Annotated in this window: 21 protein-coding genes; 9 read left to right on the forward strand and 12 right to left on the reverse strand. The window is 49.2% G+C overall.

The annotated features are described in order from the left end of the window. Nucleotides 1–108: 108 nt before the first annotated feature. On the forward strand, nucleotides 109–1,770 hold the full coding sequence (locus JOY44_RS29620) for a hypothetical protein (protein WP_171576967.1): 1,662 nt from the start codon (nucleotides 109–111) through the stop codon (nucleotides 1,768–1,770). On the opposite strand, the gene JOY44_RS29625 is transcribed toward JOY44_RS29620, so the two are convergent. From JOY44_RS29625 to JOY44_RS29640, 4 genes are all read right to left on the reverse strand, one after another. After that, complete coding sequence (locus JOY44_RS29625; protein ID WP_171576968.1) at nucleotides 1,762–1,911, reverse strand: pentapeptide repeat-containing protein; 150 nt, start codon at nucleotides 1,909–1,911, stop codon at nucleotides 1,762–1,764. The genes JOY44_RS29620 and JOY44_RS29625 overlap by 9 nt on opposite strands. Further along, a complete protein-coding gene (locus JOY44_RS33175) occupies nucleotides 1,908–2,000 on the reverse strand; it encodes a pentapeptide repeat-containing protein (RefSeq protein ID WP_415881151.1) in 93 nt (30 codons plus the stop codon). Before JOY44_RS33175 ends, JOY44_RS29625 begins: the two co-directional genes overlap by 4 nt. A gap of 702 nt (nucleotides 2,001–2,702) precedes the next feature. Beyond that, nucleotides 2,703–3,580, reverse strand: a protein-coding gene (locus JOY44_RS29635; protein ID WP_242541715.1) for an IS630 family transposase whose coding sequence is annotated in 2 segments (ribosomal slippage) — nucleotides 2,703–3,248 and nucleotides 3,251–3,580 — 876 coding nt in all. Because the reading frame shifts where the segments join, the coding sequence is not laid out codon by codon here. Between the two features lie 328 nt (nucleotides 3,581–3,908). Continuing rightward, a complete protein-coding gene (locus tag JOY44_RS29640) occupies nucleotides 3,909–5,456 on the reverse strand; it encodes an iron uptake porin (protein ID WP_171576970.1) in 1,548 nt (515 codons plus the stop codon). A 126-nt stretch (nucleotides 5,457–5,582) separates the two neighbouring features. Here JOY44_RS29640 and JOY44_RS29645 point away from each other — a divergent pair, with 126 nt between their 5' ends. Next, a complete protein-coding gene (locus JOY44_RS29645) occupies nucleotides 5,583–8,405 on the forward strand; it encodes a hybrid sensor histidine kinase/response regulator (RefSeq protein WP_171576971.1) in 2,823 nt (940 codons plus the stop codon). Continuing rightward, on the forward strand, nucleotides 8,402–9,712 hold the full coding sequence (locus JOY44_RS29650; protein ID WP_171576972.1) for a sensor histidine kinase: 1,311 nt from the start codon (nucleotides 8,402–8,404) through the stop codon (nucleotides 9,710–9,712). The genes JOY44_RS29645 and JOY44_RS29650 overlap by 4 nt, the downstream gene beginning before the upstream one ends. 75 nt (nucleotides 9,713–9,787) lie before the next feature. Here JOY44_RS29650 and JOY44_RS29655 read toward each other — a convergent pair whose 3' ends face one another. Next, on the reverse strand, nucleotides 9,788–9,985 hold the full coding sequence (locus JOY44_RS29655; RefSeq protein WP_171576973.1) for a recombinase family protein: 198 nt from the start codon (nucleotides 9,983–9,985) through the stop codon (nucleotides 9,788–9,790). A 62-nt stretch (nucleotides 9,986–10,047) separates the two neighbouring features. On the opposite strand from JOY44_RS29655, the gene JOY44_RS29660 reads away from it, so the two are divergent. The 3 genes from JOY44_RS29660 to JOY44_RS32690 all read left to right on the forward strand — a co-directional run bounded on the left by JOY44_RS29660 (nucleotide 10,048) and on the right by JOY44_RS32690 (nucleotide 13,407). After that, nucleotides 10,048–10,260 (forward strand): hypothetical protein, encoded by a 213-nt coding sequence (locus JOY44_RS29660; protein WP_171576974.1) that lies wholly within the window; start codon nucleotides 10,048–10,050, stop codon nucleotides 10,258–10,260. A gap of 274 nt (nucleotides 10,261–10,534) precedes the next feature. Continuing rightward, a complete protein-coding gene (locus tag JOY44_RS32685; RefSeq protein WP_171576975.1) occupies nucleotides 10,535–12,811 on the forward strand; it encodes a cache domain-containing protein in 2,277 nt (758 codons plus the stop codon). After that, nucleotides 12,808–13,407, forward strand: coding sequence for a response regulator (locus JOY44_RS32690; protein ID WP_171576976.1), 600 nt, complete (start codon nucleotides 12,808–12,810; stop codon nucleotides 13,405–13,407). The genes JOY44_RS32685 and JOY44_RS32690 overlap by 4 nt, the downstream gene beginning before the upstream one ends. A gap of 64 nt (nucleotides 13,408–13,471) precedes the next feature. On the opposite strand, the gene JOY44_RS29675 is transcribed toward JOY44_RS32690, so the two are convergent. After that, nucleotides 13,472–14,398, reverse strand: coding sequence for a transposase family protein (locus JOY44_RS29675; RefSeq protein WP_197985628.1), 927 nt, complete (start codon nucleotides 14,396–14,398; stop codon nucleotides 13,472–13,474). 132 nt (nucleotides 14,399–14,530) lie between these two features. On the opposite strand from JOY44_RS29675, the gene JOY44_RS29680 reads away from it, so the two are divergent. The 3 genes from JOY44_RS29680 (at nucleotide 14,531) to JOY44_RS29690 (ending at nucleotide 17,821) form a co-directional block, all read left to right on the forward strand. Next, complete coding sequence (locus JOY44_RS29680; RefSeq protein WP_171576977.1) at nucleotides 14,531–14,785, forward strand: hypothetical protein; 255 nt, start codon at nucleotides 14,531–14,533, stop codon at nucleotides 14,783–14,785. Next, entirely contained in the window at nucleotides 14,782–17,181 is a 2,400-nt protein-coding gene (locus JOY44_RS29685) for a GAF domain-containing protein (RefSeq protein ID WP_171576978.1), read from the forward strand. The genes JOY44_RS29680 and JOY44_RS29685 overlap by 4 nt, the downstream gene beginning before the upstream one ends. Before the next feature lie 301 nt (nucleotides 17,182–17,482). Further along, on the forward strand, nucleotides 17,483–17,821 hold the full coding sequence (locus tag JOY44_RS29690; RefSeq protein WP_171576979.1) for a hypothetical protein: 339 nt from the start codon (nucleotides 17,483–17,485) through the stop codon (nucleotides 17,819–17,821). Nucleotides 17,822–17,950: 129 nt separating this feature from the next. Here the strand turns inward: JOY44_RS29690 and JOY44_RS29695 are convergent, their stop codons facing one another. The 6 genes from JOY44_RS29695 to JOY44_RS29720 all read right to left on the reverse strand — a co-directional run bounded on the left by JOY44_RS29695 (nucleotide 17,951) and on the right by JOY44_RS29720 (nucleotide 25,646). Then, entirely contained in the window at nucleotides 17,951–19,375 is a 1,425-nt protein-coding gene (locus JOY44_RS29695) for an ATP-binding protein (protein ID WP_171576980.1), read from the reverse strand. A 265-nt stretch (nucleotides 19,376–19,640) separates the two neighbouring features. Then, nucleotides 19,641–20,912, reverse strand: coding sequence for a CheR family methyltransferase (locus JOY44_RS29700; RefSeq protein ID WP_171576982.1), 1,272 nt, complete (start codon nucleotides 20,910–20,912; stop codon nucleotides 19,641–19,643). Further along, nucleotides 20,893–21,441, reverse strand: coding sequence for a chemotaxis protein CheW (locus JOY44_RS29705; protein WP_171576983.1), 549 nt, complete (start codon nucleotides 21,439–21,441; stop codon nucleotides 20,893–20,895). Before JOY44_RS29705 ends, JOY44_RS29700 begins: the two co-directional genes overlap by 20 nt. 50 nt (nucleotides 21,442–21,491) lie before the next feature. Next, complete coding sequence (locus tag JOY44_RS29710; RefSeq protein ID WP_171576984.1) at nucleotides 21,492–22,502, reverse strand: chemotaxis response regulator protein-glutamate methylesterase; 1,011 nt, start codon at nucleotides 22,500–22,502, stop codon at nucleotides 21,492–21,494. A gap of 25 nt (nucleotides 22,503–22,527) precedes the next feature. Beyond that, nucleotides 22,528–24,945: a hybrid sensor histidine kinase/response regulator gene (locus JOY44_RS29715; protein WP_171576985.1), complete on the reverse strand. Its 2,418-nt coding sequence runs from the start codon at nucleotides 24,943–24,945 to the stop codon at nucleotides 22,528–22,530. Beyond that, nucleotides 24,945–25,646: a chemotaxis protein CheW gene (locus JOY44_RS29720; protein ID WP_171576986.1), complete on the reverse strand. Its 702-nt coding sequence runs from the start codon at nucleotides 25,644–25,646 to the stop codon at nucleotides 24,945–24,947. Before JOY44_RS29720 ends, JOY44_RS29715 begins: the two co-directional genes overlap by 1 nt. Between the last annotated feature and the right edge of the window lie 79 nt (nucleotides 25,647–25,725).

The following is a 25,725-nucleotide window of genomic DNA, read 5'->3' on the forward strand; positions in this document are numbered from 1 at the left end:
ATCTTTGACGAATTGTTCAACTTCTTGCATAGCTTCCTATCCCTTGTTGTTCCAACATAGGGAGTTCATCATGCATCGAAGATTTTGTGACGATTGGGAGGACAGACCATGACTCTGCCTCTCATCTCCTCATTCAAGGGGTTTGGAGCTAAACTCAAACCCAAACGTTCCCATCCCAGTCCTCAGTTTCAATCCATTCAGGAAGGAGAAGATGCCTTCCTCACGCTGTTTCCTCATCGCCATGATTACATCTGGGCAGCGCATCCCCAGCCCATGGCCAAGCCAGCGTGGCAGACTGAAAGTCGTCACCCGCTCTCAGATCGCTTGATCCTGCAAGGTGGCTATCTCTACGGGGTCCGCTTTGGACCTAAAACCCACTACTTGCTGTTCGATATTGACAGCCGCAGTCTGTATCATCCTCGGCATGACCCGTTTGCGATCGCGCGTCTGGTGGCGGCTCTTGAAGTGCTGGGACTGGTCAGCTACATTGCGGTGACCAGTTCTTACAGTGACGGTCTCCATCTCTACTTTCCGTTTGAGCAGGCGCAGAAGTCTTATGAGTTGGCGGGAGCGGTGCAAGCCCTATTGGAGAACGCAGGTTTCGTTTTCTCTCCCGGTCAGCTGGAACTGTTTCCCAATGATCGCGGATTTGTCGATGGCAAGCCTACGCTGTATGCAGCGCATCGGCTGCCGCTCCAGTTGGGTTCTTATTTGCTTGACTCCGATTGGGAACCGATCTTTAGCACTCCAGCAGAGTTTGTGCATCAGTGGCGGTTTTGTCTACGGCGCAATCGGATCACGTCTAGAGCGTTGAAGCAAGTGCTGAAGACGGCAAAGCGGCGGCGCTTTAGTCTATCGGGCAAGGTGGACAAGTTCTTGAATGACCTGAATGCGGAGATTGAACCGGGCTGGAGTGGGACGGGGCAAACCAATCGCATTCTGGGACGGATTGCTTTAAGAACGTATATCTTTGCCAAGATTCTCTATGGCCATTGCCTGGAGGGTAAGGCGCTGGTGGAGAAGATGGTGGAGATTGCAACAGCACTGCCCGGCTATCGGGACCATTGCCAGCATCAGCATGAGATCCGGCATCGTGTCGAAGAGTGGGCACAGTCGGTTGAAACCACGACTCGCTATTTCCCTTACAAGGGGAGGAGGGCTAAACCGAATCGGTCTTCTAAGCCAGCAGAGACTCCAAGTTGGCACGAGCAGCAGTTAGAGGATGCACGGGGGCGGATTAGCAGGGCGATCGCGCTCATGCTGGAGTCGAATGCTCTACCGATTGGGGCGACAGCGAGGTTTAGCGCTTTGACCGAAAGTGGCATCGGTGGGGCAACGCTCTACAGGCATAAGGATTTATGGCATCCCGAATACTTGATGCCTGCTAATCCGCCCCCGTACCCCCCAGGTTTAGACATTGAGCGCGAAGGGAACGCGCCAAAGTATCCAAGCTTATTAGCGCTTAAGTCCAGTAATGTGCCATCTGGTAAGGAGTTGAGCGGTGCGAGAGACTCAAATGCTCAAGCAATAAGTAGTAATACTCAAGAAAACCGGGAGGGGGTTGAGTTTGTCAGGCAGAAGCTGGCTGAGGTGGAAGAGGTGCAGGCGTATAAACGTGCGGCTCAGTTGGAGCTTTGGCATACTCATTTTTGTCCGGCTCATGTGGACAAGATGCGGCGGTGGTTGGAGTCGGGGGATGTAATTCTGGTGGCGGAAGCGGAGGTGTTTTTTGGTCTGATGCAGAGGGCTAGTGATTACAATTTACGTTGATAGCCAAATTGCAGAGGTCAGGTTCGCCCCTTGCAAATCTGCTCCACCCAAATTGGCAGAAAATAAATTGGTGCCACTTAGATCTGCTTTCTGCAGTTTAGTTCTAATCAAGCTTGCACACGCTAAGTTGGTGCCGCTCAAGTTACTTTGACGATCATTTTGGCTGTCTGCAAGTTGGCATTTGTAAAATCTACGCCAATTAGATTTGCCCCTTGCAAATCTGCACCCATTAAATTAGTACAATGCAGATCAGCTCCCCGCAAATCGCATCCCTGGTAGCGTTTCGTTTCTAAAAGTTGCTTGAGGTGCTGGGAATTGCCAGTGCTTTATTTGTTCTTTGCAAGTGTCGTCGCAAGCAATACAGGTAACTCCAATCACAGCAATTTTGAGCAGAAGCTTAAATCTCATCGTGGATCACAGAAATGAATCGCCGCCTTTCACAAATCATTTCGCAGCTCAATTCTAATCCAATGTCGATGCGTTACTTAGATCTTTATATCTCTGCTTCATCGAAAGCACAGGATCAATAGGCGATCGTATTTCTCAAAGAAGGGGTTGAGCCGACATACGACCAAAAAAGTGCAACATGAGGCTGTAACTTTTTCCCTGTAGGGGTTTCAGAAAATAGATGATTTAAGCTGTACTGCTGAAACCCTTGAGTAGTAAAGGTTTGGACTACTTTTGAACATTGTACTAATCAAAAATCAGTCGTATCCCTCTTGAATCACTTTCGGAAAAGCAAATTTAATCAAAAATGCTGAAGCTTCTATACGGCTTGAGTCTTAGCATACGCAGCTTATTTCCGATATTTCAAAACATTTGACAATGAAGCGTATATACCAGACAGCAGTCGGTGAAAGACTTTCAGCGTTTTGCCTGGATTTTACTTTAACTAGAGTGACATATGAGGGGTATAGCTACAGACAACAGTGTTAGGACACAGCATCTTTCAGGACCGACTCCATTGCTTGCCGTAAAGAACTAAAGCTAGACAAGCTGTTGCGAATACGACTTTTCAGCCAGGCCCAACACTTTTCAATCCGATTGAAATCTGGAGAATAAGCGGGTAAATATAACAACCGACACCCTACCGACTCCACCAATTGAGCAACCCGTCCCCCATGATGAAACGTGGCATTGTCGAGAATCAAAACCTTCCCAGGCTTAAGCGTTGGCAGCAAACACGTTTCTAGCCAGATTTCAAACACGACTCGATTACAAGAGCCGTTCACGGTAAAAGCAGCACTCAGTTGGTGCTCACAGTAAGCCGCAATCATATTGATTCGTTGAACCCGTCGCCCTGACTTGAGTGCTTCAAATCGCACACCGGGTTCACACCAACCATATCCATAATCCTCTCGCTCATCCATTCCCGATTCATCGATGTACACCCGGTCGGATAAAGACACTTTGGCTAGCTGCTCTAGGAACTCTGCTCGTTTGTGCTCATCGCGTTCAAGGTAGCCATAGGTCTTTTTTTTCGACTCAAGCCCAGTTTGTGTAACGCCCTGGAAATTGTGCGAACACTGAGTTGGTCTTGCCACAACTCGACCATTTGCGCTTGGGTTGTGCCCCCATGCTGCTTGGCAAATTTGGCAAACTTGTCCCAATCGGTGATTTTGCTGGTGGTTCGATGGGGACGAGTTGTTTTGGCTTGGTAGTCTCCAGTTTCCTTCTGTCGCTTCAGCCATAGATTGATCGTGTTGCGACTGAGTTGAAACACTTGGGCGGCTTCACTCTGCTTCATGCCGTCTAATTGGATGGCATTGATCACCTTTTGTCGCAAGTCGTAACTGTATGCTTTTGCCATAGATGCACTCACCCTCGTAGGATTGGGGATACCTCTCAGTCTATGTCCTATTGGTCCTGGCAATAGCTATACATAGCCTCTTTTGATGTGGTTTCAATGGCTGAAAGCCCCATTCTCTCGTAGTACTTCTGCCACTCCCACAGAAGTGCTGTTGCTGAGCCTCGCTTCAATAGATTCTCTAAAACTCAATCCAAATAAGGCTTTCCAGCCTATCTTGCACTTTTTTAGTCGTATATCGGCTCAACCCCTTACTGTCCCTTTTAACACTGCAATCCGCCGTATCTGTATGGGAACCTCAAACTGCTTGACTAGCCTTTATAAACAGTTTCTAAAAAGAGAAAGAGGTTCGTAGTACGGTTAGAAAAATGTCCTTGTTGCCATCGTTGTGGTTGGGTGCGGTGAGCCAAACAATGCCAGGTGTAATGGAAAGATTATCATTAATGGCATGGCGGTAGAAGGCTTCGATATGCAGACCTGTATTGAGATCTCTGCGGGGTAGTCCGGGGATAAGAGTGCTGGTGCCCGTTAGTTTGGGTTGCATTCCAACGACGATGCCGCCCAAGTTTCCTTTCTTGAGCAAATCTGGAAAGGCTAGAGTGATTGCCCAGGTCCAGATATCGGCATCGGCTTTGACATCGGTTTTGGTTTCGGCATCAAAGTATGCCGCAAAGCCGCCAACTTGAAATTTTGGGCTGACCTTAAAGTTAGCTTCAATGCCAAAGGAGTTAGAGGAGACGGCTCTGCCGCCCAGGTTGGAGGCGATACCGCCAGTTCCGTGGATTAAGCCGTTATCGTTGTAAGCATTGACGTAGGTGAAGGCAAAGGTACCAAAATTAGGGGCGTAGACCAGTTGAGCGAGGGCAGCATAATCCCCATTAAACAAGCCATTTCCAGCAGATGGGATGTTTGCCTCGCTGGCAAGATAACCCATTTCCAGCTTGAAATTATTACCTAAGTTGATATTGGCAGCCACTCCCGTATCAAAACTCAGTCGGTAAATTGGGCTATAGCGTCCAAAGCGGCTGATAGAACCTGTTGCATCATTCAGTAGAGGATTGACAAGATTGTCTAGCACATCGATGAAGCCGGAGATTGGACCTGCGCTAACCACGAGTTTGACCCGATCTCCCACAGGAAAGTTGTACAGAATTCTTAGAAAACCGGCATTTGTGGCATCAGGACCAGACTGGAAACCCAAGCGCGCTTCATTGCTGGGAGCGGTATCGGTGATCGGTCGCGGTTCGATCGCATTGGTACCCTGGATACGGATGGACAATAGATCTCGACCGGTAAAGCTGGTGATAAGGTTCAACCGAGCGCGATCGCTCAGAGTTGTATTGTAGTTATCCTCTTGTCCATTCCCACTGGCACCGCCAAAGGCATCAGTAACCTGGACAATTGCCTGTCCATATAGCTTCGTTGTCACAGAAAACTGCTGGCTTTCTAGCGTCGCTGTCCGAACTTCCAGACCATCGACTCGATCTCGCAGGGTTGCCAGTTCAGCAGCAAACTCTTCTTGCAACTTCTGTAGTGTCAGCAAATCTTCTCGTCTAACAAGATCCGCGATCGCTGCGGTGGTTAGCTGATTAATTCGATCCATGCAGGCGTTTAACCCGGCGGCAAACTCGGAACGGGTCAGTGCCCGGTTGCCCGTGCGGTTTGGATAGCCAATCATGCAACCATACCGTTCTGCCAAAGACTGCAATGCCTGAAATGCCCAATCTGTCGGCTTGACATCAGCAAGTTGGGAGACTGAAGTTATCTGATCCAGTTCAGATATTTCTTCTGATGCCAACGATTCAGCGACTGCCGCTGTCATCCCGATGGAGAGCAGCAGTGAGGCGATTAGGCAACTTTTCCACAGATTGCGTCTCATTGCTTCCCTTTCCTCATAACAGCCTCACTATGGTAGAGGGCAAAATCTATAGAACTTGAAAATTGTTAGCTCTTCACGCCTGATGGGAATGCTTGGTGTGTCAGCTGCAATCTAACGATAGATTTTATGGATGCTCCAAAGACTCAGCGTTCCAGCGGTCTTCCTTTACGATTGGTGCTGATCGTACCGTTTATTGTGCAGATTTCGGTTGCCGTGGGGTTAACGGGTTGGCTGTCAATCCGCAACGGACAACGAGCAGTCAACGACGTCGCAAGCCAACTCCGGCGCGAAGTCACCAACCGAATTGATAGTGAAGTGCGCCACAGTTTGGCAACAGCCGATACTGTGAACCAGTTGGCAGTGAATGCTCTGCGGCGAGAAGGGGCAGATTTACGGAATGTGCGCTCGCCGCAAGCAGTGTATTGGGACCATCTGAGAAGTACGAGCGTCATCAGTGGGTTAGGCATTGGGAACACGAGCGGCGATCTTTTTGCGGTTCAGCGGCGCACTAAGGCGGGGGAAGACATCTATTTCATTGAGTATACCGATATTCCCCTGGGACGACGGTGGCGGAGTAATCAGGTTAATTTAGAGCAGCAAGTCGTTGATACGTCCCTAGGAGATAAACCGATTGATGGGCGGCAACGAGCCTGGTATAAGGCAGCCGTAGCCGCGCGTGGCGCTGCCTGGAGCAATATTTACACCTCGGTCAGCCGATCAGCCGATAAAACCCTTGCTGTCAATGTGGCTCGTCCCATTTATGACAAAAACCAGGAGTTGCTGGCAGTATCAGGAGTCATTTTTAACCTGCGGCAGGTGAGCCAATTTCTCAATGGGTTGAAGTTGAGCGAATCTGGACAGATGTTTATTATTGAGCGCAGTGGAGAGCTGGTTGGCACATCGGATGCCAAAGATCCCTTCACCCTCAACAATGACAAGGTTGAGCGACTCAAGGCAGTCAACAGTACCAGTCCATTGATTCGCGCTGCTGCCAGTCATCTCAATCAACAATTTGCTGACCTAAGCAAAATTGAGCAAGCCCAACAACTTGAGTTTTTCATTGATGGCAAGCGGCAATTTTTACAGGTGACCCCGCTATCTTTTGGCAATGGGATTGATTGGTTGATTGTGGCAGCAGTGCCAGAATCAGACTTTATGGCGCAAATTAATCAAAATACGCAAAATACAATCCTTCTGTGCTTACTGGCGCTCGGAGTTGCCAGTGGAGTCAGCGTCCTCACCTCCCGCTGGATCAGTGCCCCGATGTCTCGCCTGGGTGCAGCTTCACGAGCGATCGCCGCTGGCAAACTCGATCAGTCTGTCGATGCAAAAGGAATCCGGGAACTCGAAGTGCTGGGACAATCCTTCAACCAGATGGCAAAGCAACTCAAAGGTTCCTTTGAAGAACTGGAAACACGGGTTGAGCAACGCACCGCCGAATTGAACGTTGCCAAAGAAGTCGCAGACACCGCCAACCGGGCAAAGAGTGAATTTTTGGCAAACATGAGCCACGAACTCCGCACGCCCCTGAATGGCATCCTGGGCTATGCCCAAATTCTGCTGCGCGACAAAACAGCCAACCCCAAACAAAAGGATGGCTTAAGCATCATTCAGCAATGTGGGGATCATCTGCTCAACTTGATCAATGATATCCTCGACCTATCAAAAATTGAAGCTCGCAAACTAGAGCTAAATTCCCACGATTTTGACTTCGCGACCTTTCTCCATAGCATTGTCGATATCTGTCGCGTGAAAGCAGAACAAAAGGAAATCACCTTTACCTATGAGCCACTGAATAAGCTGCCGGCAGCCGTTCACGCAGACGAAAAGCGGCTACGTCAGATTTTGCTCAACCTGATGGGCAATGCGATTAAGTTCACCGATCGCGGGGGTGTCACCTTCAAAGTCGGTGTGCTGTTAGACAGCAGCAGCATAGCAAAGCCAGATGCAAAGCCAGATGCAGAGCCAGGGAATCATGGGTTGCGTCCATCTGCCCAACCTGCCACTACCCGAATTCGGTTTCAAGTTGAAGACACGGGTGTAGGGATGACTGCTGAGCAAATTGAGAAAATTTTTACCCCCTTTGAGCAGGTCGGTGAAAAGCATCGGATGGCAGAAGGGACGGGCTTAGGACTGGCGATTACGCAACAAATTGTGCAACTTATGGACAGCCAGATTCAGGTAGAAAGCATCACTGGGCAGGGAAGCACGTTCTGGTTTGAGGTAGACCTGGCAGAAGCGGAAAACTGGATTGAGTCCCAAGCCAGCCATTCTGCACTGCATATCACAGGCTACGAAGGGGAACGGCGATCGCTCCTAGTTGTCGATGACCGTTGGGAAAATCGCTCAGTCTTGGTCAACCTCCTACAACCCCTCGGCTTTGAAATAATTGAAGCCAGTCATGGGCAAGAAGGGATAGAGCAAGCAATGACGCAGCACCTCGATCTGATCATTACCGACATTGCCATGCCGGTGATGGACGGCTTTAAGATGGTGCGGAAGCTGCGATCGCTGCCCCAATTCCAGCATGTGCCGATCATCGCCTCCTCTGCCAGTGTCTTCAAAATGGATCGTCAGGAAAGCCAGGAAGCAGGCTGCACCGATTTTCTACCCAAGCCTATCCAGGTTGAGGAACTGCTAGAACAATTGGGATGTTATCTGACGCTTTCCTGGATCTACGATTCTGATAGCCCAACACCCGCTGCATCCAGAGCAACCGTTCCTGAACTGGAGTCGCAGTGGCTTGTGCCTAAGCCCGCAGAACTAGCAGCCCTGTATGCCAGTGCTCGTATTGGTGACATCTGGGCAGTGGAAGAGGAAGCCCAACGCATTCAGGCATTGCACCCTGACTACCAGGCATTTGCTACGAAAATTGTGCAGTTGGCACAAGACATGAACGAGCAAGCCATTCTCAAATTAGTTAAACCCTACGCGGAGCTCGAACAATGACAATCCCACCCCAGAGCTTAATTCTGGTTGTGGATGATACCCCAACCAATGCCAAAGTTTTGTTTGATGTCTTAAAAGACGCGGGTTTCCGTGTCCTGTTGGCGCAGACGGGAGAGAGTGCCCTGGAAAAGCTCCAGGTCATCAGTCCAGACATAATTTTGTTAGACGTAATGATGCCCGGTATTGATGGTTTTGAGACTTGCCGTCGTCTGAAAGCTTCTGACTCCACAAAAGATATCCCGGTCATTTTCATGACCGCTTTATCCGACACCACAAATAAAGTTCAGGGATTTAAGCTGGGCGCGGTAGATTACCTTACCAAACCCTTACAGCAGGAAGAAGTGCTGGCTCGTGTCAACGCTCATCTCCGCGTCAGGAATCTCAACCAAGAACTCCAACAGTTAAACGAGACGCTGGAACACCAGGTGACTCAACGTACGGAGGAATTGTCATCGGCTCTTGCCCAAATTCAACAATCTCAACTACACCTAGTACAGCGTGAAAAGATGTCTGCTTTGGGAGAAATGGTTGCTGGAGTTGCCCATGAAATTAACAATCCGGTCGGATTCATTGCGGGTAACTTAGCCCCTGCTCTGGAATATGTCAGGGACTTATTTGGTCTGATAGATCTGTATCAACAGAAGTTGCCTGATGCTGATGCTGAAATGGAAGCAGCCATTGCAGCCGTTGACCTGGAGTACGTACGGGAAGATTTACCTAAGTTGCTTTCCTCAATGAAGGAGGGTGTAAACCGCATTCGCACCATTAGCACCAGTCTGCGATCGTTTTCGCGAGGCGATACAGGGCAAACCAGCGACTTTAACATCCATGAGGGTATTGACAGTACGCTGATGATCCTGGGACATCGGCTGAAAGCCACGCCGGATCGCCTGGAGATCAAGATTTACAAAGACTATAGCGACTTACCTGCCGTGAAGTGCTATCCAGGGCAATTAAACCAAGTATTCATGAACATTTTGAGCAATGCGATCGATGCTCTGGATGAGCGGGATCAATGCCGCACCGTTGAAACAATCAAAACCGATCCCAGTACAATTCGCATCTGGACTGAAGTGATTAATCAACAGTGGGTGGGCATTCACATTGTCGATAATGGGTCAGGCATGGCTGAGGACACGCGATCGCGCCTGTTTCAGCCTTTCTTCACAACAAAACCAGTGGGCAAAGGCACAGGCTTGGGCTTATCGATCAGCCACCAAATTGTGGCAGAGAACCATCTCGGCAAACTGCATTGTCACTCTACCCTGGGAGAAGGAACAGAATTTGTGATTGAGATTCCGCTTTAACTCAACGAAGGCGAGGCAGCGATAGAATTCTTCGGGATTGTAAATTAGATTGTGTCAAAGGTCAGAAGTTGAGATCTAATGAAATGCAGGTCGCTTCAAAGTTTTGCCAGATTCCTTATCTTCAAACCACTGCACGGATGCTAGATCGTGCCCGTGGCGAATTAGCCATTGCTCAATTTCGGCTTTCTGGCTATCCGTTTTCTGGGTGCGAGAAGAGACCCGAAGATAACACGCGATCAAGGGGGCCATGGTGAGGCGGGAAGAGGATGACAAATAGAGTACAGTTCAAGCGTCTGCATGACTAGCATTGGGGCATTGAACAGTTTTATAGTGCCGTGAAACAGGTATGCAATATCGAGCGGTTTCACGTCAAAGATCGCGATGCCATCCAGACGCACATCTTTAGTGCCTTGAGAGCGTTTGTTCAACTGGAGTGCAAACGAGTCGCAGGAGCTATTCTTAAATGGTATGAGGTGAAACGTAACTTATTCAATCCCCTCTTCGCCTCATGCATTCAAGACCAACTGGCACAGTTAGCTGACATTTAATCCACATCTCAGCAATTCTGCCAATGCGTAAGTTCTAATCTATTGTGCTCCTTTAAGGAAAGTAAAGTAGCTTTGCTTTTTATACTAGTGACCTTCATTCTTTAGATAGATATAGTGTTTATCATTCAATTGAGTTACGGATAAACGGAATTTTGAGATAATACCCCTACTTCGAGGCTTTCCCCCTTATTAGGCGGGAACCGCCATAAGAGGAACTTTAGAGGAGGAAATTTAAGGCTGTCTTAGAACACCTTAGCCACGGGAGACAAAGGTCATGGAATTCAATCACCAACTATGGCAGGGAACCCAGTGGAATACGCGCAGCAGAGCTGCTTTAGGGCTAATTCTGCTCATCATCGTTGGGTGGTTGGGGAATTATTTCCGCTGGTCATTCTTCTTCCATCTCGACTTTCTATTTGGGACGATCGCCGTCTGGCTGGTACTGGGTCTCTATGGGCAGCGCTGGTGTATTTCCGCCGTGATTCTGGCTAGCAGTTACACCTACTTCCTCTGGAAGCATCCCTATGCCATTATCATCTTCACCTGCGAAGCCTTATTTGTTAGTTGGTTATTCCGTCGCTCCCGCCAAAACCTCGTTCTGCTAGACGGCATCTATTGGATATGTATTGGGATGCCCCTAGTCTGGCTGTTCTATCATCATGTCCTGGATCACGATTCCACCCAGACCACCATCATCATGCTGAAGCAGGCTGTCAATGGCATCTTTAATGCCCTAGTTGCCAGCCTGCTTCTGATCTATCTCCCCATTCATCGCTGGTTTAATCGCCCTCAGGGAATCAGTTCCCTCTCTCTGCAACAAACCTTATTTAACCTGCTGGTTGCCTTCGTTTTCTTTCCCACCTTGATGCTCATGGCACTGGACAGCCATCGTGTGGTTGGCAACATTGAAATCACGGCTCAGGAAGAACTCAGGTCAGCATCAATCGAATTGGGGGCACAGATTGATGCATGGCACGAACAACTGTTACACGCCACAGGAGCGTTAGCCCAAGTTGCGGCTCAGTCCAACCTGACCCAGACGGTTCAATTGGAGCAAAGCACAGAACTTACCCAACGAGCATTTCTAGATTTTCACACCCTCTACGTTGTTACCCCTACCGGTCAAGTCAGTGCTGTTTCTTCTGCATTCGATCGGCCAGCAAAAGCCGCTACAGGCGTCAGACTGGCGGGTATTCCCTACTTTGAAGCGATTCGTAATACCCGTCAACCAACCCTGTCGGGTTTATGGACACAATCGAGCAACATATCAACGGCTGGGGTAATTTTGAGTACTCCTGTGGTCAAAGAAGACCGCCTGTTGGGGTTCGTCATCAGTGAGATTAACTTAAATCGAATTGAGCATCTCTTCAAAACTTACACCAAGAAAGGGCTGCAAATTACGTTGCTCGATCGCAATAACACCATCATCACTAGCACTCAGAGCGGTCGCGCAGTCGCCCAAACGTTTGACCCACAGCAGGGAGTCGAAATTCGGGTGATCACCCCAGATACCTATCAATGGTTCTCCACAACGGGCAGCTCATTGCTCATGGTGCGGTGGAGTAATTCCTTCTTTGTCCAGGAAACTGCCTTAGAGAATCAGATCCCCTGGAAATTGCTGATCGAGGTTCCTGTTGCCCCCTCTGTTTCCCAAGTGCTGCGGTTTCACGTCCGAAGTCTGAGCATTTTGATGTTCATTTCGGGATTAGCATTGCTACTGGCAACCCTACTCACTCGCAGATTGGTCAGTCCCCTCTCTCAGTTAGCACGGGTAACCACAAACCTACCCAATCAATTAGTCGAGCAAAAATCGATCGACTGGCCCAGTAGCTCGGTCATGGAAATTGGCTCCCTCGTCCGCAATTTTAAGGTCATGTCCTCCACCCTGACGCAAAAATTCCAGGAGCTGCAAAACGCTAAAGAAACGGCTGATGCTGCGAATCGGGCTAAAAGCCAATTTCTAGCCAACATGAGCCACGAATTACGAACTCCCTTGAATGCCATTCTCGGCTTTACTCAACTCCTGACCCGTAACGCTCCTCCAAGCTCAGAAACCTCAGAGCTAACGATCATTCAGCGCAACGGAGAGCATTTGCTAGAGTTGGTCAGCGATGTGTTAGAAATGTCCAAGATCGAGGCCGGTCGAGTCATTCTGAACGAGACCAATTTTGATCTTTATCTCTTGCTTGACTCCTTAGAAGAAATGCTGCAACTCCGGGCTGAATCTAAAGGGTTGCAACTTGTGTTTAGGTGCTCACCAGATGTGCCCCAATATGTCCAAACCGATGAGCGGAAACTCCGTCAAGTTTTACTCAATCTGCTAGGAAACGCGATTAAGTTTACGCAAGCCGGATGTGTAACGTTGCGGATTAGAAGTGAGGAGGCAAAAAATTTACCTCCTCCCTCCTCCTCCCTCCTCCTCCCTCCTCCTCCCTCCTCCTCCCTCCTCCTCCCTCCTCCTCCCTCCTCCCCATTCCCCTGTCTTTCCATCCCCTCACCCTCTACCTTGAAGTTGAAGACACTGGACCTGGGATTGCTGCTCATGAAATGAATCAGTTGTTTGAGGCTTTTTCCCAAACGGAAATAGGACGGAAATCTCAACAGGGAACGGGATTGGGACTAGCCATTAGCCGACAATTTGTGCGCTTAATGGGTGGGGATATCACAGCTAACAGTGTGCTAGGTCGGGGTGCCACCTTTGCCTTTGAGATTAATGTCGGACTGGGGAATCCCGCGGAGATTGCGGGACAACAGCCCCTTCGACGGGTAATTGGGCTTGCTCCCGGCCAACCGAAATACCGCATTCTGGTGGTCGATGATCGTTGGGTGAATCGCCAATTGTTGCTTAGATTTCTGGAACCGATCGGGTTTGAAGTCCGCGATGCTGAAAATGGACAGCAGGCAGTCGCCCTCTGGGAAGCGTGGCAACCTCATCTGATTTGGATGGATATGCGAATGCCCGTGATGGATGGCTATGAAGCGACCCGGTACATTAAAGCCCAGTTGCAAGGTCAGGCAACGGTAATTATTGCCATCACAGCCAGTGTCCTTGATGAAGAGCGGGCAATTGTCTTGGCCGCAGGCTGCGACGATTTTGTGAGGAAGCCTGTCTGGGAAGACATCGTCTTTGAGAAGATAGCTCAATAGACATTATTGGAAATAGCGAAGCACTAGAAAGCACGACAAGAGAGTACTTCTAGCAATTTTAAGCTTAGGCGGTTTTGAGTTGAGGATGGGTGAGTTGACGATGAGTGAGCCGAAAGTTGTGCAGTCCGCAGGCAGTTTCCATCACATCATCCGCATAATAGCCAGTTCGGTTGCGAAACTTGTGTGCCACAATGTTGCAGCGTTTGATGCCACTGATTTGATGTTCTATTTCGACTCGTTCGCTGGAAATCTCCCGGTTGTGGTGTTTATCTTGGTCGCTTAACTGCTGGTTTCGAGGCTTTTTCTTCGGTTGTCTAATCGTCACTCCAGGGGGTGCAAACCCTTGAAACCCTCTGTCTTGCCACAAGGTACTGCCGGGTGGAAACTGGTATTCCTCGCCGTCACAAATGGCTTTGTCATGCACACTGCCACAGTAGGTGTCGCTTAAAAACACAACCTTTCCCCCCCGCTCACTGATGATATTGTTGGTCATCGTATGACGCTTCTTTTTGCCACTGTAATAATCCTGCTGGCGCTCTGGGTCTTTTGGCCGATTCATCGGGCGCTCAGTGCCGTCGATGATGAACTCCAAACTGGGACACTCCCTTAACACCGCTTCTAGCCGTGCGGGTTCTCGCTCCGGTAATTGTTTCTCATAGCCCAATGCTTGATTCAATATTCGGCTCAACTTGTGAATCCATTCCCAGGCTTGGGTTTGTCCAATCCCAAACAAAAACCCTTGCACCGTTTGGGTGGGATACACTCGGAAGTACACCAAAATAAATAACAGTTTGTCTGCACTGCTGGACACCTCAGCGTGTCGTCCTCCCCCATAGCGACGGGCACGAGGTCGCTTAATGTATTCCCGTTCGATATATTCTTGCCATGCCACCTCAAAGCTTTCCAGCAATTGCTCAAATTCCGCAGGCTTTAATCCCGTGAGACTTTGCAACACGTAGGGCTTACCTTGAACTTTGCTATAGCTCAACATCGCTGGTTCCGTTCGACTTGCGTTATCTTTTTCGCATCCTATTCTATTTCCGATTAAGTCTAATATTTAGGAGTCAGTTATCTTTATGAAGAGAAAGATCAAGAAGACACCCAAAACGAAGGCATGAGGACCGTGAACAGTGGGAAGAATGAGGTTAGACTTCGTCCATCCGTCCTCCTGTCACCGGCTTCGCTTCATGTCATGCCTTCTAGCTGGATTGCTCAACTCCATCAGTCGGCTATGCAACTCGACGATAAGCAAGTTTTCTCGCTGATTGCGGCGATTCCTCCGGAGCATGCTGCCATTGCCATTGCCCTGACGGATTTGGTCAATCGAGTGCGCTTCGATAAGATCGTCAACCTCTCTCAACCCGTTGTTCAGACATGAATAGTGAACAGTCCACAGCAACTAAAGGCAATATTTTGATTGTTGATGATGCTTTGGACAGTCTGAATCTGTTGTACGCAACGCTGTCCCAGCGGGGGTACGAGGTGCGTAAGGCGATTAACGGCTCAATGGCACTGATGGGGGTGCAGTCGGCTCCCCCCGACTTGATTCTGCTGGATATCCGGATGCCAGATATGGATGGCTATGAGGTCTGTCAACTGCTGAAAGCGTCCCCAGAAAGCTGCAATATTCCGATTATTTTTCTCAGCGCTCTAGATGAACCGCTGGACAAAGTGCGGGCGTTTTCCTTAGGGGCGGCGGATTACATCACTAAGCCCTTCCAAACTGAAGAGGTCCTCGCTCGGATTGAGAATCAATTGGCGCTTCAGGCTGCCAAAGCAGAAATTCGCCGGTTCAATGCGGCACTGGAACAACGAGTGCAGCAACGCACCGAGGAATTGCAACGGGAAATTGGGGAGCGGCAGCGGGCTGAGGAGTCGCTCCGTCAACAGGCAGAACAAACGCAATTGGTCGCGGCGATCGCCCAACGCATTCGTCAGTCCTTAGACTTGGACACCATTCTCAAGACCACTGTGACAGAAATCCGCCAGCTTTTGCAAGTTGATCGCGTGCTGATTTATCGGTTTGAGCCAGATTGGAGTGGCGTGGTCGTGGTTGAGTCTGTGTCCAAAAGCGACCACTCAATTATCGGAAAACCCTTGATCGATCACTGCTTCCAACAAGGCTTTGTCGAGCAATACCGACAAGGACGGATTCAAAACCTGGAGGATATTTATACCGGGGGACTGACTCAGTGTCACATTGATCTCTTAGCGGATTTAGGGGTGAGAGCAAACTTAGTCGTGCCGATTGTGCAAGAGGAAAACCTATGGGGGCTTCTCCTTGCCAATCAATGTGTGCAGCCACGACGATGGACGCTTCTGGAAGTTGACCTGATGAAGCAACTCTCTACCCAGTTGGCGATCGCCATTCAGCAATCCGAACTCTATCATCAGGTGCAACAATTCAACGCTAAATTAGAGCGCCAGGTTCAAGAGCGGACCCTACAATTGCAGCGATCGCTCGATTTTGAAGCCGCCCTCAAACGCATCACCGACAAAGTTCGGGATAGCTTAGACGAAAGTCAGATTTTGCAAGCGGCGGTTCAAGAACTGGCTCATGTCCTCCAGATTGAATGCTGTAATGCCGGCCTTTACAACGCCGAACTGACCTCATCGACCATTGCGTTTGAATACACCACTTCCTTGCCCTCCTATCAGGGTTTGGTTGTGCAGATGGGGAATTATCCAGAGATTTACCGACAACTCTTGCAACATCAAAGCATTCAACTGTGCGGTGCCCAACCTCAATTAATTGGGGAAACTGACTACCAATTCGCGATGCTTGCCTGTCCTGTCGCCGATGATCAGGGCGTAATTGGAGATTTGTGGCTATTTAAGCCCAAAGAGGCCATGTTTGAAGACCTAGAAGTGCGGTTAGTGCAGCAGGTTGCGAACCAGTGTGCCATTGCTCTGCGTCAAGCGAGATTGTATGCAACTGCTCAAACCCAGGTGGAAACCCTAGAAAGCCTGCACCAGCTTAAGGATGATTTTCTCAGCACGGTTTCCCATGAATTGCGATCGCCCGTAACGAACATGAAGATGGCGATTCAAATGCTAGAAGTTGCCCTTGAGCAAATCAAGGCGGCGAGCTTTGCAGAGATAGGAGCAGACGCGCCATCGAATAAAACAGTCCAAAGAGCCACCCATTATTTACAAATTCTCGGCAGTGAATGCGATCGAGAAATCAGTCTAGTCACTGACCTGCTGGACTTACAACGACTGGAAGCGGGTGCTCAAGACAGCATCACGGATTGGATCGACTTGAATCTGTGGCTACCCACCTCAATCGATGCCTTTGAGGAACGCACTCAGGCTCGCCAGCAACAGTTACAGGTGGAAATACCAGCCCTACTCCCTCAAATTTGTTCCGACCTTGACGCCATCAACCGCATTCTCACAGAACTGCTGCACAATGCCTGCAAATATACCCCACCCGGAGAAACCATTACCGTAACGGCTCAGGTCGATCCATCTTCTCGCTTCTCACAGCCATCTTCATCCTTTAACCAATCCAAAGGATCGGGTACGGTGATGCGTCTTTCAACCCTCCTACTGAGCGTCACTAACTCCGGGGTAGAAATTTCTGCCGATGAACTCCCTCGTATTTTCGAGAAGTTTTACCGGGTTGCCACTGCTGATCGATGGCAGCAAGGGGGAACTGGTTTGGGGTTAGCTCTAGTAAAAAAGCTGGTAGAACATCTGGGGGGAACAATTGAAGCCAGAAGCATTCAGAGGCAGACAACTTTTAGGATAGCGTTACCCATTGCTTGTTGAGCAATGGGTAACGCTATCCTGAATAGCGGCAAAAATAAAACCTCACGGATGAGTGGTGCGCTGCTTTGTTGCAAACGTTCTTGGGGTTGAGCCGATATACGACTAAAAAAGTGCAAGATAGGCTGGAAAGCCTTATTTGGATTGAGTTTTAGAGAATCTATTGAAGCGAGGCTCAGCAACAGCACTTCTGTGGGAGTGGCAGAAGTACTACGAGAGAATGGGGCTTTCAGCCATTGAAACCACATCAAAAGAGGCTATGTAGGGTTCTTTTACGCAAAGGTACGTAAAGCGACATGGCGTAATGCAACATTCAGTCCTGCTTTCGCAGTTCCCGAATCCGCTCCGGCGGAAAATAGCGATAGAAAGCAGTTCTCCCGACTCTGAGGTGATCGATGACATCCCCGACAAACGGGTAGTTTACCGTGTCCTTGAGCATCGCCTCAGCCAATCCGCCACCGACGAGCGCACAGCAGAGATCCGGGCTGCCGTCGCCAACCACGCCATCATCTCATGGGAGCATATCAACCTGCTCGGCGAGTACGACTTCTCCGATGAAAAGCTCCGGGATTCGGTCGGCATCCCACCCCCAAAAAACAGCCTGAAAGCACAAGCTCAAAAAGGGGAAAGGAAACCCGTGTAAACGGTGGGTCTTAGCGCTTTTCCTGGCAGGGTCATGTCGCTTTACGTACCTTTGCGTTAAGGAACCCAACTAGGTGATCGACGCTTTCGCCTTGAAAGTCGTGCAAATCCAAGCAGAAGCGTGTAATGCTCAACTAGACAGAGGCTTAACTGGACGGATCGGAATTTCGATCCAAAACTCGGTTCCCCGTCCGATTTCAGAATTGCATTGAATTGAGCCGTGATGCTTCTCCGTCACAATTTGGTGGCTAATGGAAAGCCCAAGTCCTGTACCTTTGCCAACCCGTTTAGTGGTGAAGAAAGGGTCAAAAATGCGTTTCTGAACCTCTTCAGGCATACCCGATCCATTATCGACAATTTGTACAGCAATAGAATTAGCACTTTTAACCATTGTGCGAATTGTGATAGTGCTCGGTTTTGTCTGGATGTCTACTTTAGAGCGCTCACTGTTGTAGCTCTCTAGAGCATCGATCGCATTACCGAGAATATTCATAAACACTTGATTAAGCTGTCCAGCATAACATTCCACCAAGGGAAGGTTGCCATACTCTTTAACCAGCTCAGTCCCACTACCATCAGGTTTTACTTTCAGTCGATTCTGAAGAATTAGCAGAGTACTATCAATACCTTCATGAATATCGACGGGCTTCATTTCTGCCTCGTCGAGTCGTGAGAAATTGCGTAATGTCAAGACGATCTGCCGAATGCGATCGGTGCCAACTTTCATGGAAGACAGCAACTTGGGCAAGTCTTCGATCAAAAAATCCAGATCTAGCTCATCGATCTGTTGCTGAAGCTCAGGAGTTAAGTCGGGAGCATGTTGTTGGCAAAGCTGCGCAAGATTTAATAGGTTTTGCAAATAATCGCTAGCACAGTTGATATTGCCATGAATAAAGTTGACAGGATTATTAATTTCATGAGCCACACAGGCAACTAACTGACCCAAGCTAGACATCTTTTCGGTCTGGATCAATTGTGACTGAGTTTTCTGAAGTTGCAGCAGCGTTTGTTCTAGCTGCTGTGTTTGGTATTGGGCAGTAGCAGTGGCAACATTGAGTGCTTTGAGGTTGTTGTAAGCTCTGGAGTGATAGCGAATGCGAGCAACTAACTCGATGCGATCGGGAATTTTAACTAAGTAATCATTCGCACCGTGACTAAACGCTTCTGCTTTCAGATTGGGCTCCTCTTTAGTTGAAAGCATAATAATAGGAATATTCTGGGTGGCTGGATGTGCGCGAAACCAGCGCAACAGCATTAACCCATCGACACTCGGCATAATCAAATCTTGCAAGATAACGGTTGGAGCAACTTTGACCGCTGTTTGAATCGCCTGAGTCGGATCGCTGCAATAGTGAAATGTGATGTCATTTTCGCAAGCTAAAGCCCGACGGATAGCTTCACTAATAATTAGCTGATCATCAATCAGCAAAACTGTTATTTGAGAGGATTGGAAGCCTACCACACTTTCTACCTTCTTGAACACCTCTTTAGCCTCAGAAGGTGATGCAGCAAACTCAACTGACAATGAAGCAGGCAGATTTGGAGCCTGTAGCATCACGTAACTTCTCCCTCTCTTAAATGCCGATCTACTGAAAAGCTGGCTATAAAGCTCTTTTGATTATTGCCTCTAGCTAATATTCCCAAAAGTCTTTCAAACTCCACCACTCAAATTTTATACAGGCTGTAGGCAAAAAAATTCCTGAGCCAAGAGCTTCAATCGGGTGAGGAGTATGGTCTAGAACACTACCATCCCGGTGCAGCAAGCCCTGTCTAAGTTTCAACAAGGGCTGCGGCAAGGGGCACGACTGAGTAAGTTCCGTTTACATCAAGCGATGAATTCTTTGCCGAATCACAGTTGCCTCAGCGATATTTCCTTGCTGCTCTTTCAGTAAAGCCAAGTGCAGCAAAGCTTCAACGCATTCGGGCTTCAGGTAAATTGCCTTCTGAAAACATTGTTCAGCTTGTTCCTCATGCCCCATTGCCTGACGGGCTTGACCCAGCAAGGTATAACCCTCGGCGCTAGTACGGTTCTCGTTGAGGTATGCCTGACAAGACTGGATCGCTTCTTGCAAATGACCTTGGTTTGCTAATGTTCTGGCTGTACTCAGCACATCTTGTTTGGGAAAGTCGGTGGGTTGCTTGTCGTTTCTGGAGGTCTGGTTTGATGGCGATGTCTGGCTTTTACAGGTGGCAGGTAGGTTCGGGCGATCGCTCAATTTATGAGGTTGGAAAGCAGTTTTTGGGGATGATTTAGCTTGCGAAGATACAGGACGGTTAGCCATCGGAGCGCGAGGAGAACCCTCGGCTTTGCGATAAGCAAAGGCAAACGGATGGCGAACAGACGTAAACTGCAAAGAAGAAAGCAACGCTGCTTCAGCATGTCCCACGAATAGCAATCCCTTTGGGGCAAGGAGTTGAGTTAAGGCTTGAATAGCTTTTTCTCTAGCAATATTGTCAAAATAAATTAAAAGATTGCGGCAGAAAATGATGTCGTAGGGTTGTTTGCCTACTAAAAATGTTGGATCAACTAAATTGCCCTGGGCGAAGCGAACGGTGGAATGAATTGACTGACAAAGATGGTATCTCTCTGTAGTGTGCTCAAAATAGCGTTGCTGAAAGGCTAGATCGGTGCCGCGCAGGGCATTTTTGTCATAGATTGCCCGTTGAGCAAACTGGAGCGACTGGCGGCTGATATCCACTGCATCAATTTGAAACTGCTGGGAAGACAGACCTAGCTCAATTAAAGCGATCGCCATCGAATAAGGCTCTTCTCCAGTTGAGCAAGGCACACTCAGGACTCTAAGAGATCTGCCAAGATTCACTCGTGACCATTCATGCTCAACATACTTTCTCAGGAGTATGAAGGGTTCCCGATCGCGAAAAAACCAGGTTTCTGGAACAATGACCGCTTCAATCAGTTCGTCTAGCACTTGGCTAGAAGTCTGTAGCTGCTTGAGATAGACCGATAGATCGGTCAAATTTTGAGCCTGAAGGCGAGATTGCACAGCTCTAGCAAGTGCACCTGCCCCTAGTAACGGCGCATCTAACCCTGTTTTCTGCCTTAGCAGTGCTTCAATTGCCAGGTATGTCATGAGTTGCAAAGAGAGTCGATCGCTCTGCCTCTGGTAATAAATACTCGATCCTGACGCACTGGATCATGCCTTGTGCATCCATAATCATTTTTCCCAGATAAGGGGCTGTTTTGACAGAAACGCCTGCGTCAACGAATTCTGCTTCTGGTTTATTCAAGGTTTCGACCACTTGCTCTGCCATTAACCCCAAAATAGATACCGGCTGTTTTGAGGTCACTTCAGCCCGATTTTGGCTTTCCAGTAGAAGATTTGTGGCTGCTGTCTCTGCGGTTGCTTTTTCTGGAGTTAGGGTGTGGAAATAATTAACCAGGATAATCCGGGTGCTGAGGTGGGTATGGCAGGGTCTTCCCTGAATTAACTGACACAGATCAAGGATCGGTACAATTTGTCCCCGATAGTTGAATACACCAGAAATATAGTCAGGAGCATGGGGGAGTTTCTTAATCTCAACCAGGGGCACAATTTCTACAATCTGTTTGCTCTCCAGAGCATATCGTTCATTTTCTAAGCAGAAGAGCAGCATTAACATAGGAGATTGGCGAGGTTTTAGAGGGGGGAATTCAAACTTAGCTCGATCTTTTATCTTGCCCGTTTGATACAAGTTGGGGCGATCGCTCCAACCGATAAAATGTCCACGGCTGCTCCCAACTCAGCAGCGACTTTCGGCATTCCGTAGACAATGGAGCTTGCCTGGTCTTGGGCGATCGTATGCCAACCAGCAGTGCGTAGTTTCGCTAATCCGGCTGCACCGTCTTTACCCATTCCAGTCAGCAAAATCCCAATGCCCGGCTGCAACCAGTGGGTGGCGACGCTTTTGAAAAAGACATCGATCGAAGGGTGGTAAGAGCAGTTTTGCGGTTCTGAGGTGTAGCCCAGGGTCAGATCGGGGTGCATCACGAGATGATGATCAGTTCCCGCAACCCAAACTTTTCCAGGTTCTAACTTGCAGTTTGAACCTGCAAGCTGCACAGGTAACAACGTTTGGCTATCTAGCCAGTGGGCAAAGCTGGGCGCAAATTGAGCATCCACATGCTGCACAATCACGACTGCTGCCCGAAAGGTTGCCGGAAACTGCGAGAGAATCTTGGCGAGTGCCTGAGGTCCACCCGTTGAAGCGCCAATCACGATTAACGGTGGGAGCAGTTGCGGGTGGGATTTCAGGGGCGGAGTTGAGTACGATCGCTGTCTGGGTGATTTACCAATTAGTTTGGCGATCGTCGCAATTTTGGCTAGCAGCCCTGCTCCGCCATCGGTTTGTCCACTCAAACCTAAAACAGGGGTTCTGACTGCATCCAACGCGCCGTAGCCCATTGCCTCAAACACTTGCGGAGCCAGGCTATTGACGCTAGCCGTCACCAATAGAATCGCACAGGGAGACTGTGCCATGATGCGCCGTGTTGCCTCAATGCCATCCATCACTGGCATCAGCAAATCCATCAGGATCAGATCGGGGGTATCTGCCTGACATTTAGCCACGGCTTCTGCGCCATCGTGGGCAATCCATGCCAGTTCATAGCCTGGTGTAGTAGCAATCACCCGTCGTAACGCTTCTACAGCGATCACTAAATCATTGACGATCGCAACTCTCATAGGTTTCTACAAAAGCGGATTCTCATCAGGCTTCTCCAACTAGATCAATTACTGCTTGTAGCAGGGTATCGTCATGAAAACTGCTTTTAGTTAAATAGTAATTTGCACCCGCATCTAAGCCGCGAATCCGGTCTTCTTCTCGGTCTTTGTAAGACACAATGATCACGGGTAAAGCCTTTAAATTAGCATTGGTTTTTATCTGAGTGACGAGTTCAATGCCATTCATGCGGGGCATATCAATGTCTGTAACAACCAGGTCATATTGCCCACTGCGAACCGCATTCCAGCCATCCATGCCATTGACTGCCACCTCAACCTCATAGCCTTTATTTTCTAGCAGTTTCCGTTCCATTTCTCGCACGGTGATCGAGTCATCTACGACCAGAATTCGTTTTCGCTGTTGAGTAACTACCCCATTAGTGGCTTGATTCACCTGCTTCAGTTGCCCACTTGCCAAAAGTTTGTCAACCGATCGGACTAAATCCTCCACATCCACCAGAAGAACTGGCGCACCATCTTCCATCAAAGCAGCGGCACTGATATTGGGAACTTTACCTAGGCGCTGATTTAAGGGTCTCACAACCAGGCTCCGCTCACCTAAAAATCGATCAACCACTAACCCATAACGACTCACGTCATTCGCGGACGTAGAACCGCTGCTCACATTGCTAATCACAATGGTGGGTAAAACTTCTGGTCTGATCGGCGATGGTGGCAACTCCAGCACTTGATGGGCGAGGACTAGCCCGATCGGCTGCTGGTTGAGGGTGAAGTAGGGGCGATTTTCTGAGACAGAAACAGCGGTCTGCGGCAGCATCACCACTTGCTCAATGCGGGTGAGGGGCACAGCATAGGGTTCACCAGAGATTTCGACGAGCAGCGTCCGAATCACAGATAACGTGAGGGGCAGTTGCAGGTGGAAGGCAGTGCCCTTGCCGGGTTGGGAGGTAACTCGGATGGTGCCTCCTACTCTACGTACCATGCTGTGAGCGACATCCAGCCCTACACCCCGTCCCGATACTTCAGTCAACATCTCCGCGGTCGAGAAACCGGGTAAGAACAGAAAGTCCAGCAACTCAGTTTCGGTTAGCTGCCTTGCCATTTCTGCTGTGGTCAGTTGTTTGGCAACAATTTCCTGGCGCAAAACTTCCAAATCAATACCCCGACCATCATCAGACACAGTAATTGAGAGCATTCTGGCACGATGGACTGCTTCGATGCGAATCGTTCCTTGAACGGGCTTTCCAGCCGCTAACCGTTCAGCAGGTGATTCAATGCCGTGATCGATCGCGTTACGCAGAATGTGCGTTAGTGGTGCTTCTAATCGCTCTAGAATATCTCGATCGACTGCTGTAGCCTTACCCACAATCTCAAATTTGATCTGCTTACCCAACTGTCTGGCTAAGTCGCGCACCATGCGGGGAAAGCCCTGTCCACCGTCGCCAAAGGGGCGCATATGGCTGGCAATCACTTCCCGGTAAAGGCGATCGGCAAGATTAGCAGAACGACGAGAAAAGAGTTCCAGATCGGTTTGGCGATCGCTGAGGATCTGGCGACATTCGCTTGCTTTTTGGCGGGCTATTCTCAATTGCTCCTCAGTTTGCTGGCTGACGGCGGGGTCGGCAAATGATTCTTGCAGCTTTTCTAGAACGCCTGCCAGTTCTACCTGACGCGCCTTTAACTTCAGCAAGGAATCGGCAAACGGCTGCAACCAGTTGGCTTCTACCAAAGACTCTCCCGCCAATCCCATTAAGCGATTGAGATTATCTACACTGACCCGGACTACGCGATCGGATGTTGGCTCTGATCCCGGCTGTGCTATGAGGTCAGTATTTACACTCAGGGGCTGCTGGAGCGGAGGCAGATCGGGTCTAGTCTCCACCAGAACTGTGGTTGGAGTGATCACCGCTTCTATAGTGGGTTTTGAGCTGGAAACGTCTAAGTCAAACAGTTGCAGCTCTGCTTGAGCGACGACTGCTACCCCACTGCTGGCTAAACTGACTGGGTCAGTGGAGGCAGAAAGATCACTGTCTGAGTTGAGAATGGTAGAGATCGCTGTGAGAACTGACTGTACGCGATCGTCCTGTTTTGAGACCGGCACTTGTGGATTAGCAATCAAAGTGTCGGCAATGTAGAGCAGCAGATCCGACCCCTGCAACAGCACATCAATATGGTTGGCAGTCAGGCTCAGGTCGCCTGTTTGAGCGGCAACAAAGCAATCTTCCATGACGTGGGCAAGGGCGATCGCGGCATCAATCTCGACAATCCGGGCGGCTCCCTTAATGGAATGAGCGGCTCGCATGAGAGCGGTCAGCTCTTCACTGGGATCAGGGTTATTTTCTAACGCCAGCAGACAGGTATTCAGCGTGGCTACTTGATTTTTCACCTCCATGTAAAACAGATCCAGCATGGAGAGATGGCTAAAGTCTTGCTGTCCACTCATTACAGCACTCTCCGGGTTAAGGTATAAAACAACAGCTCATCATCGAGAAAGCTAACGTGGGTATCGTGCCAACTCATCAAGCCTTTCGTGTAGGTGTTCGTAGACTTGGCGACATTAGTGGGCGTACTCCTCAATTCGTCTGGATGCACTTGCTCTACGCCATAAATCTCGTCAACCGGAAAAACCCAGCACTCTCCTTCTCGCTCTGTAACCATCATGCGCTCGTAGACCACTGGGCTAGCCGTTTGGATCGTTGTCTGGGCTGTTTCTAAATTCAGCAAATTTGCTAGAGAGGCGCACATTTGCAGCTCTCCCCGAATGTTGACTAAGCCCAAAAGGATTTGGTTGCTGCGATGAGGCAGCGTGTGAATGATGGTAGGTGGTGTCATTTCTTTGAACAGGTGAGCCGGAAGTGCTAGCCACTCACTTTGCAGACGAAACACTAAAATGGCGATCGGCGTGAGGCTTGGCAGTGCTTTGGCTTTGAGCGCATCCCCTGAAGACAGCGTGGCGGTTGACTTAGCGGTCGCGGTTGCTAATAAGTTTGTCCACTCTTGCAAATAGCTGGTTGGGACATCCCGTTCTAGTAATCGGCGGCCTTCGGCTGAATAGATTGGACAGTTGCGACAGTGGGTGAACGTTTGCAACTCTGGACAGGAGCGATCGCCGCCAATCCCAATTTGATTCCAACAATTTTTCATCTTAAGTTTGCCACCTTAAAGCCAGAAATAGCTTGACGTTCCATCACTCCAGTCGAAACTTTGCCAGTAAAACCTTTGT

This window comes from Leptolyngbya sp. Cla-17 (assembly GCF_016807185.1).
Lineage (GTDB): Bacteria > Cyanobacteriota > Cyanobacteriia > Leptolyngbyales > Leptolyngbyaceae > ULC077BIN1.

Coding starts and splice junctions, on each gene's coding strand:
- JOY44_RS29690 (WP_171576979.1), top strand. CDS start 17,483: ATGCAACATTCAGTCCTGCTTTCGCAGTTCCCGAATCCGCTCCGGCGG.
- JOY44_RS29650 (WP_171576972.1), top strand. CDS start 8,402: ATGACAATCCCACCCCAGAGCTTAATTCTGGTTGTGGATGATACCCCA.
- JOY44_RS29695 (WP_171576980.1), bottom strand. CDS start 19,375: ATGCTACAGGCTCCAAATCTGCCTGCTTCATTGTCAGTTGAGTTTGCT.
- JOY44_RS29640 (WP_171576970.1), bottom strand. CDS start 5,456: ATGAGACGCAATCTGTGGAAAAGTTGCCTAATCGCCTCACTGCTGCTC.
- JOY44_RS32685 (WP_171576975.1), top strand. CDS start 10,535: ATGGAATTCAATCACCAACTATGGCAGGGAACCCAGTGGAATACGCGC.
- JOY44_RS29675 (WP_197985628.1), bottom strand. CDS start 14,398: ATGTTGAGCTATAGCAAAGTTCAAGGTAAGCCCTACGTGTTGCAAAGT.
- JOY44_RS29715 (WP_171576985.1), bottom strand. CDS start 24,945: ATGAGTGGACAGCAAGACTTTAGCCATCTCTCCATGCTGGATCTGTTT.
- JOY44_RS32690 (WP_171576976.1), top strand. CDS start 12,808: ATGAATCAGTTGTTTGAGGCTTTTTCCCAAACGGAAATAGGACGGAAA.
- JOY44_RS29645 (WP_171576971.1), top strand. CDS start 5,583: ATGGATGCTCCAAAGACTCAGCGTTCCAGCGGTCTTCCTTTACGATTG.
- JOY44_RS33175 (WP_415881151.1), bottom strand. CDS start 2,000: ATGGGTGCAGATTTGCAAGGGGCAAATCTAATTGGCGTAGATTTTACA.
- JOY44_RS29705 (WP_171576983.1), bottom strand. CDS start 21,441: ATGTTAATGCTGCTCTTCTGCTTAGAAAATGAACGATATGCTCTGGAG.
- JOY44_RS29700 (WP_171576982.1), bottom strand. CDS start 20,912: ATGACATACCTGGCAATTGAAGCACTGCTAAGGCAGAAAACAGGGTTA.
- JOY44_RS29685 (WP_171576978.1), top strand. CDS start 14,782: ATGAATAGTGAACAGTCCACAGCAACTAAAGGCAATATTTTGATTGTT.
- JOY44_RS29710 (WP_171576984.1), bottom strand. CDS start 22,502: ATGAGAGTTGCGATCGTCAATGATTTAGTGATCGCTGTAGAAGCGTTA.
- JOY44_RS29620 (WP_171576967.1), top strand. CDS start 109: ATGACTCTGCCTCTCATCTCCTCATTCAAGGGGTTTGGAGCTAAACTC.
- JOY44_RS29720 (WP_171576986.1), bottom strand. CDS start 25,646: ATGAAAAATTGTTGGAATCAAATTGGGATTGGCGGCGATCGCTCCTGT.